At 75.5% G+C, this 15,158-nt stretch carries 18 protein-coding genes; 3 read left to right on the forward strand and 15 right to left on the reverse strand.

Annotated features, from left to right (window positions below):
- Position 1: 1 nt before the first annotated feature.
- From ACQPX6_RS23925 to ACQPX6_RS23940, 4 genes are all read right to left on the reverse strand, one after another.
- Positions 2-877 (reverse strand): carbon-nitrogen hydrolase family protein, encoded by an 876-nt coding sequence (locus tag ACQPX6_RS23925; protein WP_433782986.1) that lies wholly within the window; start codon positions 875-877, stop codon positions 2-4.
- Complete coding sequence (locus ACQPX6_RS23930) at positions 874-2,343, reverse strand: MSMEG_0567/sll0787 family protein (protein ID WP_433782988.1); 1,470 nt, start codon at positions 2,341-2,343, stop codon at positions 874-876. Before ACQPX6_RS23930 ends, ACQPX6_RS23925 begins: the two co-directional genes overlap by 4 nt.
- Before the next feature lie 5 nt (positions 2,344-2,348).
- Positions 2,349-3,479 (reverse strand): MSMEG_0568 family radical SAM protein, encoded by a 1,131-nt coding sequence (locus ACQPX6_RS23935; RefSeq protein WP_433782990.1) that lies wholly within the window; start codon positions 3,477-3,479, stop codon positions 2,349-2,351.
- A 78-nt stretch (positions 3,480-3,557) separates the two neighbouring features.
- Positions 3,558-4,076, reverse strand: a complete 519-nt coding sequence (locus tag ACQPX6_RS23940; RefSeq protein ID WP_433782991.1) for an MSMEG_0572/Sll0783 family nitrogen starvation response protein — start codon at positions 4,074-4,076, stop codon at positions 3,558-3,560.
- 398 nt (positions 4,077-4,474) lie between these two features.
- On the opposite strand from ACQPX6_RS23940, the gene ACQPX6_RS23945 reads away from it, so the two are divergent.
- Positions 4,475-5,449, forward strand: coding sequence for a hypothetical protein (locus tag ACQPX6_RS23945; RefSeq protein WP_433782992.1), 975 nt, complete (start codon positions 4,475-4,477; stop codon positions 5,447-5,449).
- A gap of 107 nt (positions 5,450-5,556) precedes the next feature.
- Here ACQPX6_RS23945 and ACQPX6_RS23950 read toward each other — a convergent pair whose 3' ends face one another.
- The 8 genes from ACQPX6_RS23950 to ACQPX6_RS23985 all read right to left on the reverse strand — a co-directional run bounded on the left by ACQPX6_RS23950 (position 5,557) and on the right by ACQPX6_RS23985 (position 11,685).
- Positions 5,557-5,823, reverse strand: coding sequence for a hypothetical protein (locus ACQPX6_RS23950; protein ID WP_433782994.1), 267 nt, complete (start codon positions 5,821-5,823; stop codon positions 5,557-5,559).
- A 49-nt stretch (positions 5,824-5,872) separates the two neighbouring features.
- Complete coding sequence (locus ACQPX6_RS23955) at positions 5,873-6,247, reverse strand: hypothetical protein (RefSeq protein ID WP_433782995.1); 375 nt, start codon at positions 6,245-6,247, stop codon at positions 5,873-5,875.
- A complete protein-coding gene (locus ACQPX6_RS23960) occupies positions 6,244-6,945 on the reverse strand; it encodes a sirohydrochlorin chelatase (protein ID WP_433782997.1) in 702 nt (233 codons plus the stop codon). Before ACQPX6_RS23960 ends, ACQPX6_RS23955 begins: the two co-directional genes overlap by 4 nt.
- Positions 6,942-7,775, reverse strand: a complete 834-nt coding sequence (locus ACQPX6_RS23965; protein ID WP_433782998.1) for a uroporphyrinogen-III synthase — start codon at positions 7,773-7,775, stop codon at positions 6,942-6,944. Before ACQPX6_RS23965 ends, ACQPX6_RS23960 begins: the two co-directional genes overlap by 4 nt.
- A gap of 51 nt (positions 7,776-7,826) precedes the next feature.
- Positions 7,827-9,200, reverse strand: coding sequence for a nitrate/nitrite transporter (locus ACQPX6_RS23970; protein WP_433783000.1), 1,374 nt, complete (start codon positions 9,198-9,200; stop codon positions 7,827-7,829).
- A gap of 107 nt (positions 9,201-9,307) precedes the next feature.
- The gene (locus ACQPX6_RS23975; RefSeq protein ID WP_433783001.1) at positions 9,308-10,225 is read right to left on the reverse strand and encodes a TIGR02569 family protein; all 918 of its coding nucleotides are present in this window, start codon (positions 10,223-10,225) and stop codon (positions 9,308-9,310) included.
- A 57-nt stretch (positions 10,226-10,282) separates the two neighbouring features.
- Positions 10,283-10,735 (reverse strand): cyanase, encoded by a 453-nt coding sequence (cynS, locus tag ACQPX6_RS23980; RefSeq protein WP_433783002.1) that lies wholly within the window; start codon positions 10,733-10,735, stop codon positions 10,283-10,285.
- Positions 10,732-11,685: an o-succinylbenzoate synthase gene (locus tag ACQPX6_RS23985; RefSeq protein ID WP_433783004.1), complete on the reverse strand. Its 954-nt coding sequence runs from the start codon at positions 11,683-11,685 to the stop codon at positions 10,732-10,734. Before ACQPX6_RS23985 ends, cynS begins: the two co-directional genes overlap by 4 nt.
- Before the next feature lie 26 nt (positions 11,686-11,711).
- On the opposite strand from ACQPX6_RS23985, the gene menE reads away from it, so the two are divergent.
- A complete protein-coding gene (gene menE / locus ACQPX6_RS23990; protein WP_433788344.1) occupies positions 11,712-12,842 on the forward strand; it encodes an o-succinylbenzoate--CoA ligase in 1,131 nt (376 codons plus the stop codon).
- Here menE and ACQPX6_RS23995 read toward each other — a convergent pair.
- Together ACQPX6_RS23995 and ACQPX6_RS24000 are read right to left on the reverse strand one after the other, a co-directional pair.
- On the reverse strand, positions 12,815-13,141 hold the full coding sequence (locus tag ACQPX6_RS23995) for a TfoX/Sxy family protein (RefSeq protein ID WP_433783006.1): 327 nt from the start codon (positions 13,139-13,141) through the stop codon (positions 12,815-12,817). The genes menE and ACQPX6_RS23995 overlap by 28 nt on opposite strands.
- 8 nt (positions 13,142-13,149) lie before the next feature.
- The gene (locus tag ACQPX6_RS24000) at positions 13,150-13,515 is read right to left on the reverse strand and encodes a VOC family protein (protein ID WP_433783007.1); all 366 of its coding nucleotides are present in this window, start codon (positions 13,513-13,515) and stop codon (positions 13,150-13,152) included.
- Positions 13,516-13,578: 63 nt separating this feature from the next.
- Between ACQPX6_RS24000 and ACQPX6_RS24005 the strand changes: the two genes are divergently transcribed.
- The gene (locus tag ACQPX6_RS24005; RefSeq protein ID WP_433783008.1) at positions 13,579-14,484 is read left to right on the forward strand and encodes a 1,4-dihydroxy-2-naphthoyl-CoA synthase; all 906 of its coding nucleotides are present in this window, start codon (positions 13,579-13,581) and stop codon (positions 14,482-14,484) included.
- Here the strand turns inward: ACQPX6_RS24005 and ACQPX6_RS24010 are convergent.
- Positions 14,478-15,155 (reverse strand): class I SAM-dependent methyltransferase, encoded by a 678-nt coding sequence (locus ACQPX6_RS24010; RefSeq protein WP_433783009.1) that lies wholly within the window; start codon positions 15,153-15,155, stop codon positions 14,478-14,480. The two genes, ACQPX6_RS24005 and ACQPX6_RS24010, sit on opposite strands and share 7 nt — an antisense overlap.
- Between the last annotated feature and the right edge of the window lie 3 nt (positions 15,156-15,158).

The raw sequence follows: 15,158 nt of genomic DNA on the forward strand, positions 1-15,158 counted from the left end.
CCTACCCGGCCCGCGCCGGCAGCGGCGGCCCGGCGTACGACGCGGGTCGCCGGTCGCGCAGGTGCCCCATGAAGCGCCGCGCGGCGTCCACCGCGTCGTCGACGTCGACGGTCGCGACCGCGACCCCCGCGTCGGTCCCCGTCGTGGCGAGCACCTCCCCGCCCGGGTCGACGACCTTCGCGCTGGCCACGAGCCGCATGTCCCCGAACGTCCCGGCCTGGTTGGCCGACACCCAGACGATCTGGTTCTCCAGCGCGCGGGCACGGTCGAACAGGTCGAAGCGGCGGGTCCACCGGTCGTCGGCGAGCACCGGCGCCGGGTCGGTGCGCGCCGCGGGCCACGCCGACATGCACACCACGACGCGCGCCCCGTCCACCGCCAGCGCGCGGGCGGCCTCGGGGAACGCCTTGTCGTAACAGATCATCATCCCCAGCCGCCCGACCGGCGTGTCGAACGCGGCGAACCGGTCGCCCGCCGCGTACGACGTGTGCTCGTTCAGCGGCTGGTGGACCTTGCGGTGGTGCCCGAGGACGCCGTCGCCCGTCACGGCGACGGCGCTGTTGTAGGGCCGGTACCCCGACGCCGCGTCGCCGCGCTCGCAGAAGCCCGCGGTGACGACGGTGTCGCCGGCCAGGGCGACGAGGCGCGCGATCTCCGGCCCGTCGACGTCGAGCTGCGGGGGCTCGTCCACCGGCTCCCCCGACCCGCCCGAGTCGTGCAGCGACGACAGGTAGCCCCCGAGCGCGGCCTCGGGCAACGCCAGCAGGTCCGCGCCCGCGCCCCGCGCGCGCTCGAGCAGGGTCGCGATCGTCGCGAAGTCCTCGTCGAGATCGCGGCCGAAGCCGGCCGCCGCGGCGGCGAACGTCCTGCGGGTCATCGGTTCCTCTCCAGGGGGTGCGCGGCGCCCAGCCCGGTGACGCCCCCGCCGACGGCCTCGGTCACCTCGCCGTCGGGCCAGCGCAGGGCGACGCCGGTCGCGTCGGTCAGCTCCCCGCACACCGCGCTCGTCGCCGGGCCGGCCGACGGCGCGGGCGCTCCCGGCTCGTCGGCGGTGAGCAGAGCGAAGCCGGGGAAGCAGGTCAACCAGTCGGCCACGCCCGCGCCGGCCGGGCGGGGCACGGCGGCGACGTCGAGCACCGCGCCGGTGCCCGAGGCCTCGGCGAGCATGCCCAGCGTCCCGACGACGCCGGCCATCGACACGTCCTTGGCGGCCGCGGGCCGGTGGGCGGCGTGCGGCCCGATCGCCGCGACCATCGCGCGCAGGTCGGCGGGGCTGCGCCTCGAGGTGGAGTCCCACTGGCGACCGGTGTAGCCGGGACGCCAGGTGCCGCCGAGGTCGGCGGTGAGCCGGACCGACATGCCGGGCCGGCCACCCGCGGCGGGGACGGGCGTCGTGGTGCGGCCCAGCGCGGTGACCGCGAGCGAGGCGGGGACCTCGAGCTGGGTGTGCCCGCCGATCACCGGCACCCCGTAGGCGTCGGCGGCGGCGCGCAGGCCGGTGAGCACGCGGTGGGCGAACGACGCGTCGCGCGCCCCGACGGCGTCGAGCAGCGCGGTGGGCGCGGCGCCCATGGCGGCGAGGTCGTTGACGTTGACCAGCACCCCGCACCAGCCGGCCCACTCCGGGTCGCGCTCGACCATCGCGGGCAGGATCGCGTCGCACGCGGCCACGATGTCGCTGCCCGGGACCGGGGCGCCGTCGTCGCCGACGTGGATCCCGGACCCGGCCAGGCCGGCGACGAGCTCGCCGAGCGGGGCCTTGGTGGCGGCGACGAGGTCGGCGAAGCGTCCGATCGGCCGGCGCATGCGCACGTGGGGGCGGCCGGCGACGGCGGTGTCGCGCACCCGCTGCCAGCCCAGGCGCCGGAAGAGCGTCTCGTTCGCGGCCTGGACGTCGGCCTCGAAGCGCAGGACGCCGGCGGCCTCGGCGCGGGCGCACGCGGCACGGACGAGGGCGGCGCCGACGCGCACGCCCGCTCGTCGGCGGGCCGTGGGCGACACGACAAGGCGGCTGCCGGTCCACCAGCCCTGGTCGGGACGCGCGGCGTCGGGGTCGATGGGCGCCAGGCGGACGCCGCCGAGCACCTCGCCGGCCCCGTCGCGGGCGACGAGCACGAGCGCGCGCGGGTCGTGGTCGTGGCCGTCGAGGTCACCGGCGGCGTCGTCGGCGAACAGGCCCTGCTCGTCGACGAACACCGCGCGCCGCAGCGCCCGGTGCGCGACGACGTCGGGGTGGCGGGCGTCGACGGCGGGCGCCTCGGAGATCGTGACGTCGCGGGCGGGCCGGCGGGTGCGGCCACCGAGGATCTCGTCGGCGGTGTGCAGGTCGTCGAGGATCGACACGGTCCTCAGCCCCCCGCCGCGTACAGCGCCGAGCACGCGCCGCACGCCGCGCAGCCGGCGGCCTGGTCGGCGCCGCGCATGCCGGCGGCCTGCAGGACCTTGGCGACGCGCGCGGTGACCTCGGCGAGCAGCTCGGGGTCGGGCGCGGGGTCGCCGTCGGCGAACGCGAGCGTGCCCGGGATCGGGCGGTAGGGGACGACGAAGGGGTAGACGCCGCGGTCGACGAGCTCGGCGGCGCCGGCGACCAGCTCGTCGGGGTCCTCCCCGAGGCCGACGATGAGGTAGGTCGACACGGCGTTGGCCCCGAACAGGCGCACGGCCTCGTCCCAGGCCGTCCAGTACTGCTCGAGGGGCACGCTCGCCTTGCCCGGCATCCATGCCGCGCGCACGGCGTCGTCGAGCGACTCGACGTGGATGCCGATCGCGTCGGCGCCTGCGTCGTGGAGGTCGGCGAGCGCGGCGAGGTCCGAGGGGGCGGGCGGCTCGCACTGCACCTGGACCGGCAGGCCGGGGACGCGGACCTTGATGGCGCGCACGCAGCGGGCGAGGTGGCGGGCCCCGCGGTCGCGGCCGTTGGACGTGCCCGTGGTGAGCACCATCTGCTTGACGCCGTCGAGGCGGACCGCGGCCTCGGCGACCTCGGCGAGCTGCTCGGGCGTCTTCACCGCGGTGGTCGCGCCGGTCTGCAGGGGCTGCTCGATGGCGCAGAAGCGGCAGCGGTCCTGCTCGCCGTAGCGCACACAGGTCTGCACGACGGTCGTCGCGAGGACGTCGTCGCCGTGCAGGCGGGCGATCTGCTCGTAGGGCACGCCGTCGACGGTGGTGAGGTCGTAGAACGCGGGGCGGGCGACGGTGGTGACCTCGACGCCGAGGTCGGTGACCCCGCCGTCGGGGCCGGTGCGCACGAGGCGCCCGGCGCGCAGTCGGTAGGGGCTCGCCGGGTCGATCGGGATCGTCGTCTTCAGCCCGTCGACCAGCACGTGGCCGTCGGCAGACGGGCCGGCGCCACCGGGGCGGCGCAGGGGGATGGTGGACCCGAGGCTCACCGTCGTGGGCGGGTCGATCGCGACGCCGCGGACGGCCACCTCGGTGCGGGCGGACAGTCCGAGATCGGTCGGGTGCTCGGTGCGGGACATCGACGGACCTCCTGGCTCGCGACGGCGTGTGACCGGCGCGGTGCGGGGACGCGGACGTCCCCGCACCGGCCGCGCGGCTCAGAGCTGGTAGGTCGAGTTGATGATCGCGCCCTTGCGGGCGTAGTGGATGAGCGCGTCCTGCACGTCGAGCGGGTGCGTCGGGATGACGCCCTCGATGAGGTCCTCCTCGCGGGCACCGTGCAGCGAGAGCCCGAAGCGGCAGCAGTAGGCCTTGCCGCCCTCGGCCATGAACGTCTTGAGCTGGTCGTTGATGTTGTGCTCGCCGGGGAACGCGGAGGTGCCCGTGGTGGGGAACCCGCGCGTGGCCAGGCAGTTCAGCGAGCCGGGGCCGTAGAAGTAGATCGCGGTCTCGAAGCCCTTGCGCAGGGCGCGGGTGGCCTGGAGGACGGCGACGAAGCTGACCGACGACTCGTGGGCGATGCCGTGCACGAGGGTGAAGTAGGTCTCGCCGTTCTCGGCCTGGAGGTCGGGGAAGACCTTGGTGCCGCCGTAGATGCTCGACCCCTCGGGCAGCGAGGGGTGCGGGATCTCCTCGAGGCTCTTCTGCTCGACGTCGGTGAGCTCGGTGCTGGTCATGCTGGTGTTCTCCCTCGGGGGCCGCTGGGTGGTGCGCCCTCGGTGCCCGGACGTGGTCCGGGGACGAGGTGGATCTCGGGATGGCGGGGTGTTCGCCGGCCGGACCGGCCTGCTCCCTCGCTGTGATCAGCACACCAACCGGCGATTTCCGAAGTGTTTCCTCGTGACTACGAGAGCGGGTCGGGCTCCGCCGGGTGTTTCGCGGCGGTGACCCGGGGCTGGGGCCGGCGTGGTTCGTGCCAGCGTGGGGGCACGCCGGCAATCCAATACAGCACGCCGATAGGGTCAGGAAAGCCCCCCGCTCACCACGGCCACGGGTTGTCCCCATCCGCCGAATGCGTCCACAGGCGTACGGCCACCGCTCACGCTCGGCGCCCCGCGTCGGCGACCGTCGCGGCATGCGCAGGGGTGACTGGGCGACCGCGCCCGAGATGTTGATGGCGGCGAGCAACGACGGCGTGATCGCCGTCCGCGAACTGGAGCGCCTCGGGGTGCCCGAGTCCACGGCCTACCGCCGGTGCCGCGACGGCGAGCCCTGGCAGCGGCTCGGGCCCGGCATCGCGGCCCTGCACAACGGCACCCCGACCTGGCACCAAAAGATGATCGCCGCGCTGCTCCACGGCGGCGACGACGCGCTGATCACCGGAGGGGCCGCGCTGCGCCTGCACGGCATGCGCGCCGGACCCGCGCCGACGCGGGTGCACCTGTTGATCCCGCACAGCACCCAGGTGCGGAGCTGGGGCATCTTCCACGTCGAGCGCACCTCGCGGATGCCGCGGGGCGTCGAGCGCGAGGGACTCGCCGTCGCCCCGCTCGGCCGCGCGGTTCTCGACGAGGTCCGCCTGATGACGGACCCGAGGGCGATCGCCACCGTGCTCGCCGAACCGATCCGGCGCCGGCTGCTCGTCCCGGCGCAGCTGCTCGAGGAGCTCGACGCCGGGTGCCGCAAGGGCAGCGCGGCTCCCCGGGCCGTCCTGCACGCCATCGGGGCCGACGTCTGGTCCGCGGCGGAGTTCGACGCCAAGGCGTGGTGGCTCGCTCAGCCGGACCTGCCGCCGGCGCGGTTCAACGTGTCGGTGCGCGACCTCGACGGCCGGCAGGTCGGGATCGTCGACGTGCTCGTCGAGGAGGTCGGCTTCGTCTGGGAGGTCGACTCGGTGGAGCACCACTTCTCGACGCCCGACCAGGTGGACCACACCCTGCGGCGACAGCGGGCGTTGCGGGGCGTCGGGCTGCACGTGGTGAGCACGCGGCCGTCCCAGCGCGACGACCCGGACGGCACCCGGCGCGACGTGCTCGACGGTCTCGCCGTGGCGGCTGCGCTCCCGCCGCCGCGGGCGACCTACGTCGACGCGATCCCGCGCCGGCGCTGACGACAGCAGCGCGAGCTGGGGGCTTTCCTGGCCCTATCGGCGTGCTGTATTGAATCGCCCAGCGTGGCCCCCACGCTGGCACACACCGTGCGCCAGAAGAGAACGGGTCAGGGAGCGGTCGGGGTGGAGCCGTCGCCCGTCTCCACGCCTCCGTCGGGGTAGACCGGGTCCCCGATGCCCGTGCTCGAGCGCGCCCCGGTCGCCCCGGCGACGTCGCTGACGATGCTCGAGAAGAACACCGTGATCGAGGTGCCCGCGTCGGCGGCGGTCGACGCCCCGTCCTGCACGGAGCTCGCCGCCTCCTGGGGCGCGGTGACGATCGCGTAGAGCACGAGGATCACCACCAGGGTGCCGATGACCCGCCCGAGGCTCATGGGTCAAGCATCACCCGATCGTGACCACCGGTAAACACCGGGGTGGCTCTCAGTCGCCGGAGAGTCGCCCGGCGTCGATGTCCACGTAGCCGATCGGGGGAGGCAGGGCGAGCGCACGGTCGACGTCGGGTGGTCCGACCGGACGCTGCGGCTCGGGGACGCGCCGCGGGACCGGGCGGGGCCGGCGCGCGGTCCGGGCGAGGAGCCGGTCGCCGACGACCGTGCCGAGGTAGGCGTCGTGCGGGTCGAGGACGTCGCCACGCTCCACGGAGTCCGCCGCGTCGGCCCACGGGAACCACCCGATCCACCGCCCGCCGGTGTCCCACACGTACGGCAGCCCCGGCTGGTACCACGCGATCCAGCGCCCGTCGGAGGCGTAGAGGTGCACCGCGAGCCCCACCGCCGGGGTGCCCGCCCGGCTCACGACGCCACCTCCGCGGGCCTCGGTCGGATGGCCGCCCGGTAGCGCTCGACGGCCACCCCGACGACGTCCGGGTGGTCGCCCAGCGGCTCGGCGACCACGGCCGCCCCGGCGTCGGCGAGCCAGCGGTGGAACGCCCCGGGCGCGAGCAGCCACGTCGCCAGCACGACCCGCCCACCCCGCGCCGCCGCCGACGCCACCACCGACGCCACGCGGGGCTCGCCGCCCGCGATGTAGGCCACCGGCACATCGCGCCCCACCCGCGCGGTGAGCAGCGCGCCGGCGGTGCGCAGGTCGTCCTGGGCGCCCGGGTCCCGCGAGCCCGCGGCCGCGAGCACCACGGTGTCGTCCGGCTGGGCCCCGGCCTCCTCGAGGCGGTCGAGCAGCACCCCGACCAGCGCCGGGTCGGGCCCGAACGGCGCGGCCACGACGACGTCGTCGCGCCCCGTCGCCGCGAGCTGCTCGGGCACGTCGACGCGCACGTGGTAGCCGGACGCCAGGAACGCCGGCACCACCACGACCGGGCCCGGGAGCTCCGCGAGCGCCTCGGCCGTCGTCGGGCTCACCACGTCGGCGTACGCCAGCCGCACGGCGACCGCCGGCAGCGCCCACGCCACGGCGTCGCGCAGGCGGTCCCAGGTCGCCCGCCCGGCGGCGTCCTCGGTGCCGTGGGCGAGCAGGAGCAGCGCGGGCGGCGTCACGGCATGATCGGTGTCGAGAGGGCGTGCTCCTCGAGCCGCTTCACCATCGCCCCGAGCCGGAAGCGCTCCGGCGCGATGCCCTCCACGCCCAGGCGCGCGAGCGGCGCCGCGGTCACCGGCCCGACGCAGCACGCCAGCACCTCGCGCGACCGCAGCGCCTCGATCACGGCGTCGCGCTGACCCCGCGCCGTCGCCTGGTGCACCAGCCCCTCGACCGCCGGCGCGCTGGTGAACGTCACCGTGTCGACCTCGCGCGCGACGATCGCGTCGAGCAGCGCGTCGACCGCGGGCAGGTCCGGCGGCGGCTCCCACCGGTACACGCCGACGGTGACCACGTCGGCGCCGGCCGAGCGCAGCGCGGCGAGGAAGTCGGTCATCGGGTCGCCGTGGAGCTGCACCGCGATGCGCACCCCGTCGACCCCGTCCTCCAGGAGGTGCGACAGGACCTCCGGCGACGACTCCGTCGCGTCCGCCGACCAGGCCTCGCGCAGCCCCGCCCCGCGGATCGCGCCGCGCGCCTTCGGCCCGCGCGCGAGCACGGTCGCCGCCCCCAGCACCTCGTGCAGAGCCTCGCCCAACCCCCACTCCCGGGCGACCGACAGCCACCCCCGGAACCCCTGCCCGGTGGTGGCGACGACCACGGCCGGCGGGTCCGCGAGCAGCGCGCGCGTGGTCTCGGCGAGCTGCGCGTCGTCCTCGAGCGGGACGATGCGCATCGTCGGCCCGTGCACGACCTCGGCGCCCTTGCGGCGCAGCAGGTCGAGCTGGTCGTCGGCGCGGCGATCGGCCGTCACGCCGACCCGCCAGCCCGCCAGCGGGCGCTCACCCACGTCGACCCACCACCCGATCAGGATAGAGCCCCGTCGCCCCCGCGGCGCGGCTCAGACCTGCGCGTAGGACAGGCGGGTGCCCGTCTTCGGGTCGGTCGCGGCCGTGCCGGAGCGCAGGTAGACCGCGTACGTGACGACGAAGCACACCGCGTAGAAGGCGACGAACGACCAGAACGCCGGGGTGCCGCTGCCCGTGGCCTGGAACGAGGAGCGGAACGCGAGGTTGAGCAGCAGGCCGCCGAACGCCCCGATCGCCCCCGCGATCCCGATCACCGCCCCGGAGATGCGGCGGGCCCACAGCAGCGCCTCCTCCTGGTCCCAGCCGCGCTCCTCGGTGGCGGCGAGGGCCTTGGTGCGGAACACCGCCGGGATCATCTTGTAGACCGAGCCGTTGCCGATGCCCGAGGTGACGAACAGCAGCACGAAGCCGATCGTGAAGATCGTGAGCGATTCGATCGCCGACGCCCCGATGCAGATCAGCGACGCGACGGCCATGGCGACGAAGTTCCAGAACGTGACCTTCGTGCCGCCGATGCGGTCGGAGAGCCAGCCGCCGACGGGACGGATCAGGGAGCCGAGCAGCGGCCCGATGAACGTGACCGCCGCGGCCTGCAGCGGGGTGCGGCCGAACTGGTTCTGCAGCACGAGACCGAACGCGAAGCTGTAGCCGATGAACGACCCGAACGTCCCGATGTAGAGGAACGAGATGATCCAGGTCTGGGCGTCGCGCGTGGCCTCCTTCAGCGCGCCCGTGTCGTTGCGCACCGAGGACAGGTTGTCCATGAACAGCGCCGCGCAGACCGTCGCGACGACGATCAGCGGGATGTAGATGCCGAGGATGATCCGCGGCGCGCCCGTCCCCGCCGTCGCGATGATGAGCAGGCCGATCAGCTGGACCACCGCGACGCCCAGGTTGCCGCCGCCGGCGTTGATGCCCAGCGCGGCGCCCTTCTGCTTCTCCGGGAAGAAGGCGTTGATGTTGGTCATCGACGAGGCGAAGTTGCCGCCGCCGACGCCGGCGAACACCGCCACGACGATGAACGTCGTGTACGAGGTGCCCGGGTGCATGACGAACGCCGCCAGCACCGTCGGGATCAGCAGCAGCCCGGCGCTGATGATCGTCCAGTTCCGCCCACCGAAGACGGCGACCGCCATCGTGTAGGGCAGGCGCAGGACCGCGCCGACCAGCGTGGGCACCGAGACGAGGAAGAACTTCCCGGCGGTGTCGATGTGGTAGGTCGCCTCGGGCATGAACAGCACGAGGACCGACCACATCGACCAGATCGAGAACCCGATGTGCTCGGAGAGCACCGAGAACCAGAGGTTCCGCTTCGCGACCCTCCTGCCCGTCGACCGCCAGAACGACTCGTCCTCAGGACGCCAGTCGTCGATCCAGCGTCCTCGCAGCAGGCTGCTCCCGGTCATGCGGCGTGACGCTAGGAAGCGCGTGTTGCGCGCACGTGTCCTCGTGTTGCGACGGGACGAAGCGCGGGTGCGTCGCCCGTCACGCCGGGCGATCTCCAGCGGCAGGCCTACAGCGGCAGCAGGCTGCTGACGAGGCGCGCGGCGTGCTCGAGGCCGTGCAGCGACTCGCGGGTGCACGAGGGGTGCTGGGCGTGCACGGCGAGGCGGAAGAGCAGGGCGTGCAGCAGCACCTGCGGCCACTCCACGAGGTGCGACCAGCGCGTGGTGATGCCGGGGTCGGCCCCGCCCCAGGCCAGCGCGTCGACGACCACCACCGCGGCCGCCCACTCGACGGGCCGCCAGAACGGCACGAGGTCGAGCACCGCGGGCGGGGCGCCGGGGTCGGACGGGTCGAACAGCACGGTGCCGAACAGGTCGCCGTGCACGAGCTGTGACGGCCGGCCCAGCGGACGGCGGCGGCGCGCGAGCTCGGCGAACAGCGTCCCGCCGGTCTCGGGGTCGAGCGCGACCTCCTTCTCGCCGAACGCGGCGCGGTCCGCGCGAGCGAGCAGGTCGTCGCGGTCGTCGACCAGGCGCGGGCGCTCCAGGCGCGCGGTCGCCCGGTGCAGGCGCAGGGACGCGGCGACGACGTCGTCGTGGCGCGGCTCGACCCGGCCGGCGACGTCGTGGCTGGCGGCCCAGCCGGCCACGACGCGGCGCCCGTCGGTGGCGCGCACCGGCTTGGCCAGGCGCAGCCCGTCGACGCCGTGGGCGGCGAGCTCCTCGATCGCGCCCGCGGACCACGCCGCGAGCACGGTGTCGGCCACCGGGCGCAGCACCAGCCCGTCGCAGCGCCACGCGGGGCCGGGCAGGTCGGGACGCGGCTGCGGCACGGCCTCCCGCACGCCGAACGCGGTGCGGACGTGCTCGGGCGGCCCGTGCTCGAGACGCGGGTCGGACGCGGCCGACGCGCTCGCCACCGCCGTGGCGTCCCCGGCCGACGTGTCGGGCGGGGTCGCCGTGTTCTGCGGGGGCGCGGCGGTCACGCTCCGCACGCTACTCGCGCGCGGGGAGCGACCACCTCACCCCGACCCGGCGTGTCGCTACCACACCTTGTAGGGCAGGAACTTGCCGTTGAGCGTCAGCTTCACCCGGTCGCCCTTCGGGTCCTCGACGCGCTCGAAGTCGAGGGTGAAGTCGATGGCGCTCATGATGCCGTCGCCGAACTCCTCGCGGATGAGCTCGTGGATGCTCGATCCGTAGACCTGCAGCGCCTCCTGCAGGCGGTAGGTCACCGGCTCGGTGGGGTCGAGGGCGAGGTCGCCGCGCACCGGCGGCAGGGTCAGCGCGTCGACGACGTCGTCGTCGAGGTCGAGCGCGTCGCCGACCTTCTTCGCCTGCTCGGCGTCCAGCGGCTGCTGGCCGAGCAGCGCCGACGTGGTCCAGACCAGCGACCGGTCGAGCGTCGCGGCCAGGTCCGCCCAGGTCAGGCCCTTGTCCTGCTTGGCGCGCACGATCTCGCGGCCGGCCTCGAGACGCTCGTCCTTGTCGCTCATGCGAGCCCCTGTACCCGGCGCAGGCGGTCGGTCCACCGGTCGCGGGTCGCCGGGTCGGCGGCGTACGTCACCAGGAGGTCGGGGTCGGGCGCCGGCGGCCGGCGCGGAACGGCCAGGACGCCGGCGACGGGGTGCAGCGAGGCCGTGACGACGTCGGCGGCCAGCAGGTCCGCGGTGCCCAGCCCGCACGCGAACGGCAGCTCGGGCAGCGCGCCGGCGAGCGCCAGCCCCGCGGCCAGGCCCACCGAGCTCTCGACCGCCGACGAGACCACGCACGGCAGCCCGATCCGCTCGGCCACCCGCAGCGCCGCGCGTACCCCGCCCAGGGGGGCGACCTTGAGCACCGCGACGTCCGCCGCCTCCGCCCGGGCCACGCGCAGCGGGTCCTCGGCGCGGCGGATCGACTCGTCCGCGGCCACCGGGACGTCGACCCGCCGGCGCACCGCGGCCAGCTCCTCGACCGACGCGCACGGCTGCTCGACGTACTCCAGACCGCCTGCGGCGCGCGCCAGCGCCCAGATCGCGGCGACCGCCCCGTCGACGTCCCACCCGCCGTTGGCGTCGACCCGCACCCGGCCGTCGGGGCCCAGGGCGTCCCGGACGGCCTCGACCCGGGCGAGGTCCTCGCCCGCGTCCTGGCCCTTCTCGGCCACCTTCACCTTCGCGGTGCGGGCGCCCGACGCCGTGACGATCCGGTGCGCGTGCTCCGGGCCGACCGCGGGCACCGTGGCGTTGACCTCGACACGCTCGCGCACCGGCGCCGGCCAGCCGTCCTCGGCGGCCTCGCGGGCGCACCGCCACCAGGAGAGCGCCTCCGCGTCGTCGTACTCGACGAACGGGCAGAACTCGCCCCAGCCCGCCGGGCCCTCCACCAGCGCGAGCTCGCGGGTGGTGATCCCGCGGAAGCGCGTGCGCAGGGGCAGCGCGACGACCGACGGTGCACCGACCACGCCCCTACCCTAGGTCGGTGCGCGCGGTGGAGATCGTCCCGACCGACGGGAGCCCCGACGCCGCCGCGCGCCTCGGCGCGCTGGCCCACGCCGCGCTCGCGGGCGACGGCCCCGCCGTGCTGCCGACCGGCCCCGGCGACCCCGCGCCGCCCGCGGAGCTGACCGCGCCCGTAAACGACACGGTCGCCGCCGTCGTCACCACCACCGGCTCCACCGGCGCGCCCAAGGCGGTGCTGCTGCCCGCGGCGTCGCTGCGCGCGTCGGCCGACGCGACGTCCGCCCGTCTCGGCCCGCCCGGGCGGTGGCTGCTCGCGCTGCCCGCCCACCACGTCGCCGGGCTGCAGGTGCTGCTGCGCTCGGCGCGCGCCGGCGCGCCCGCCGCGGCGATGGACCTGCGCGACGGGTTCCGCCCCGAGGCCTTCGCGGCGGCCGTCGCGGGCGCCGGCGCCGCCTACACCTCGCTCGTCCCCACCCAGCTCGTGCGCCTGCTCGACGCGGGCGGGGCCCCGCTGGAGGCGCTGCGCTCGTTCACCGCGGTCCTGCTCGGCGGCGCGGCGGCCGACCCGGTGCTGCTCGTGCGGGCGCGCACCGCGGGCGTCCCGGTCGTCACCACGTACGGCATGAGCGAGACGTGCGGCGGCTGCGTCTACGAGGGGCGCCCGCTCGACGGCGTCACCGTGACCCTCGAGGACGACGGGCGCATCCGCCTCGGCGGCGCGACGCTCGCGGCGGGCTACCGGGGCGCGGTGTCCGACGCCGACCGCGCCGCGTTCACCCCCGACGGCTTCCGCACCAACGACCTCGGCGCCTGGCGTCCCGACGGGCGGCTCGAGGTGCTCGGGCGCGCGGACGACGTCATCGTCACCGGCGGGGAGAAGGTGGCGCCGGCGACGGTCGAGCGCGCGCTGCTCGTCCAGGACGGGGTGCGCGAGGCGTGCGCGGTCGGGCTCCCGGACGCCGAGTGGGGCGCGCGGGTGGTCGCAGCGGTCGTCGGCGACGGGCTCGACGCGGAGACCCTGCGCGCGGCGGTGGCCCCGGGGCTCGGGCGGGCGGCGCCGCGGGCGGTGGCGGTGCTCGACGCGCTACCGCTGCGCGGCATCGGCAAGCCCGACCGGGCGGCCGTGCGCGCTCACTTCGGGGGCAGCGACCGCGCGTAGGACACGCCCTCGTCGACCCAGCCCTGCAGGGCGGCGTCGTCGAGCTCGCCCGTGACGTCCAGCCAGCCGCGCATCGGCCGCCCGCGCATGATCGTCGGTGCCGCGCCCGGGCGCTCCAGCAGCGTCTCGGTGCGCGCCGGGTCGATGCGCACCATGAGGTCGCCCGCGTTGCCCGCGACGACCGCCATGTGCCCGTCCAGCAGGAATGCGCACCCGCCGAACATGCGCTTCTCGGTGAGCCCCCGCTCGCCGTCCAGCAGGGCACGGAGCCGCTCCGCGAGCTCGGGATCGTGGGCCACGGGCGGGATTATGGCGCGGGCTCGCCCGTGAGGCGGTGGGCGATCTGGAAGACGTTGCCGAACGGGTCGCGCACCATCGCGCGCCGGTCGCCGTAGAACGTGTCCGTCGGGGCCTCGACGGTGGTGGCGCCGGCCGCGACCGCGCGGGTGAACGCGGCGTCGGCGTCGGGGACGTAGACGTACAGGAAGGCGGGGAAGACGTCCCGCTCGCCCGCGCCACTCACCATGATCGTCGAGTCGCCGAGCCCGACCTCGGTGGGCCGCCCGGCCTCCACCTCGCCCACGGCGTCGAACACGTCGCGCAGGAACGCCACCGCGCCCTCGGGGTCCTGCACGACCATGCGCGGGGTCACCGACCGGAGGCTCTGGGGCATGGCGGAGTCTCCGGTCGCGCGCGGACGGGGGTCAAGCCCGGAGCTGTCCTAGGCTCGCCGACCATGGTCGACGCCGACGCCCCGCTCTTCGATCCCTCCGCCTGGCGCGAGGTGGCCGGCTACACCGACATCACCTACCACCGCCACGTCGAGCTGGGCGCCGTGCGCATCGCGTTCGACCGCCCCGAGGTCCGCAACGCGTTCCGCCCGCACACCGTCGACGAGCTGGCCACGGCGCTGGAGCACGCGCGCACGAGCGCGGACGTGGGCGTCGTCCTGCTCACCGGGAACGGCCCCTCGAGCAAGGACGGCGGGCACGCGTTCTGCTCGGGCGGCGACCAGCGCATCCGCGGGCGCACGGGCTATCAGTACGCCGAGTCCGAGACCGAGGTGTCGGCCGACGAGAAGGGTCGGGCCGGGCGGCTGCACATCCTCGAGTGCCAGCGCCTGATCCGCTTCATGCCCAAGGTCGTCATCGCCGTCGTCAACGGCTGGGCCGCGGGCGGCGGGCACTCGCTGCACGCGGTCTGCGACCTCACCCTCGCGTCGCGGGAGCACGCGCGGTTCAAGCAGACCGACGCCGACGTCGGCAGCTTCGACGCCGCCTTCGGCTCGGCGTACCTGGCGCGGGCGGTCGGCCAGAAGTTCGCCCGGGAGATCTTCTTCCTCGGCCGTACCTACACCGCCGAGCAGATGCAGGCGATGGGCGCGGTCAACGAGGCCGTCCGGCACGCCGAGCTCGAGACGACGGCGATCCAGTGGGCGCGCGAGATCCTCGGCAAGTCGCCGCAGGCCCAGCGGATGCTGAAGTACGCGTTCAACCTCCCGGACGACGGCCTCGTCGGCCAGCAGCTCTTCGCCGGCGAGACCACGCGCCTGGCGTACATGACCGACGAGGCCACCGAGGGCAAGGACGCGTTCCTGGGCAAGCGGCCGCCCGACTGGAGCCCGTTCCCCTGGTACTACTGACGATCACCGTCGCGTCGGGCGACGACCACGACGAGCGGACCGAGCTGACCCTCGGGAGCCAGCCGCAGCTCGGCGACCGGGTCCAGGCCCGCCTGCTCGACCATCGCGACCAGCTGCTCCGGCCGCCACCGGTACGTCGTCCACCGGACCGCGACCCCGCCGTAGGCCTGCGTCCGCGCGAGGTCGTCGTCGCCGACGTGCATCCCGACGATCAGCTGACCGCCGGGCACCAGGGCGCGGGCGAAGGACGCCAGGACCTGCGGCAGCACGTCGCGCGGCAGGTTGAACAGCGACCACCACCCGAGGACGCCGCCGAGCGACGCGTCCGCCAGCTCCAGCTCGGTCGCCGAGGCGACGGCGAAGTCGCACCCGGGGTGCAGGCGGCGCGCGTGCTCGACCATGCGCGGCGACAGGTCCACGCCGGAGACGTCCACCCCGCGCTCGGCGAGGTACGCCGTCACCGTGCCCGGTCCGCAGCCGACGTCGAGCACGGGCCCCAGGTCGGTGACGGCGTCCGCGAAGACGTCCATCGCCGCCCGCAGCCAGGGCTGCACCCGGATGTCGCCAAGGGCGCTGGCGGCCACCATCTCCACGTAGTTGTCCGCGACGCGGTCGTAGGAGTCGCGCACGACGTCCAGATCGTCCGGGCGCCGGACGGGGTGGAGGCTCACCGG

Origin of the sequence: Actinomycetospora sp. CA-101289 (genome assembly GCF_050955895.1) — a bacterium.
GTDB lineage: Bacteria > Actinomycetota > Actinomycetes > Mycobacteriales > Pseudonocardiaceae > Actinomycetospora.

Excerpts from the sequence above, each read along its gene's own strand:
- ACQPX6_RS23935 (WP_433782990.1), bottom strand. The coding sequence starts at position 3,479 with ATGTCCCGCACCGAGCACCCGACCGATCTCGGACTGTCCGCCCGCACC.
- ACQPX6_RS23970 (WP_433783000.1), bottom strand. The coding sequence starts at position 9,200 with ATGACCGGGAGCAGCCTGCTGCGAGGACGCTGGATCGACGACTGGCGT.
- ACQPX6_RS23945 (WP_433782992.1), top strand. The coding sequence starts at position 4,475 with ATGCGCAGGGGTGACTGGGCGACCGCGCCCGAGATGTTGATGGCGGCG.
- ACQPX6_RS23950 (WP_433782994.1), bottom strand. The coding sequence starts at position 5,823 with ATGAGCCTCGGGCGGGTCATCGGCACCCTGGTGGTGATCCTCGTGCTC.
- cynS (WP_433783002.1), bottom strand. The coding sequence starts at position 10,735 with ATGAGCGACAAGGACGAGCGTCTCGAGGCCGGCCGCGAGATCGTGCGC.
- ACQPX6_RS24000 (WP_433783007.1), bottom strand. The coding sequence starts at position 13,515 with ATGCCCCAGAGCCTCCGGTCGGTGACCCCGCGCATGGTCGTGCAGGAC.
- ACQPX6_RS23925 (WP_433782986.1), bottom strand. The coding sequence starts at position 877 with ATGACCCGCAGGACGTTCGCCGCCGCGGCGGCCGGCTTCGGCCGCGAT.
- ACQPX6_RS23940 (WP_433782991.1), bottom strand. The coding sequence starts at position 4,076 with ATGACCAGCACCGAGCTCACCGACGTCGAGCAGAAGAGCCTCGAGGAG.
- ACQPX6_RS24005 (WP_433783008.1), top strand. The coding sequence starts at position 13,579 with ATGGTCGACGCCGACGCCCCGCTCTTCGATCCCTCCGCCTGGCGCGAG.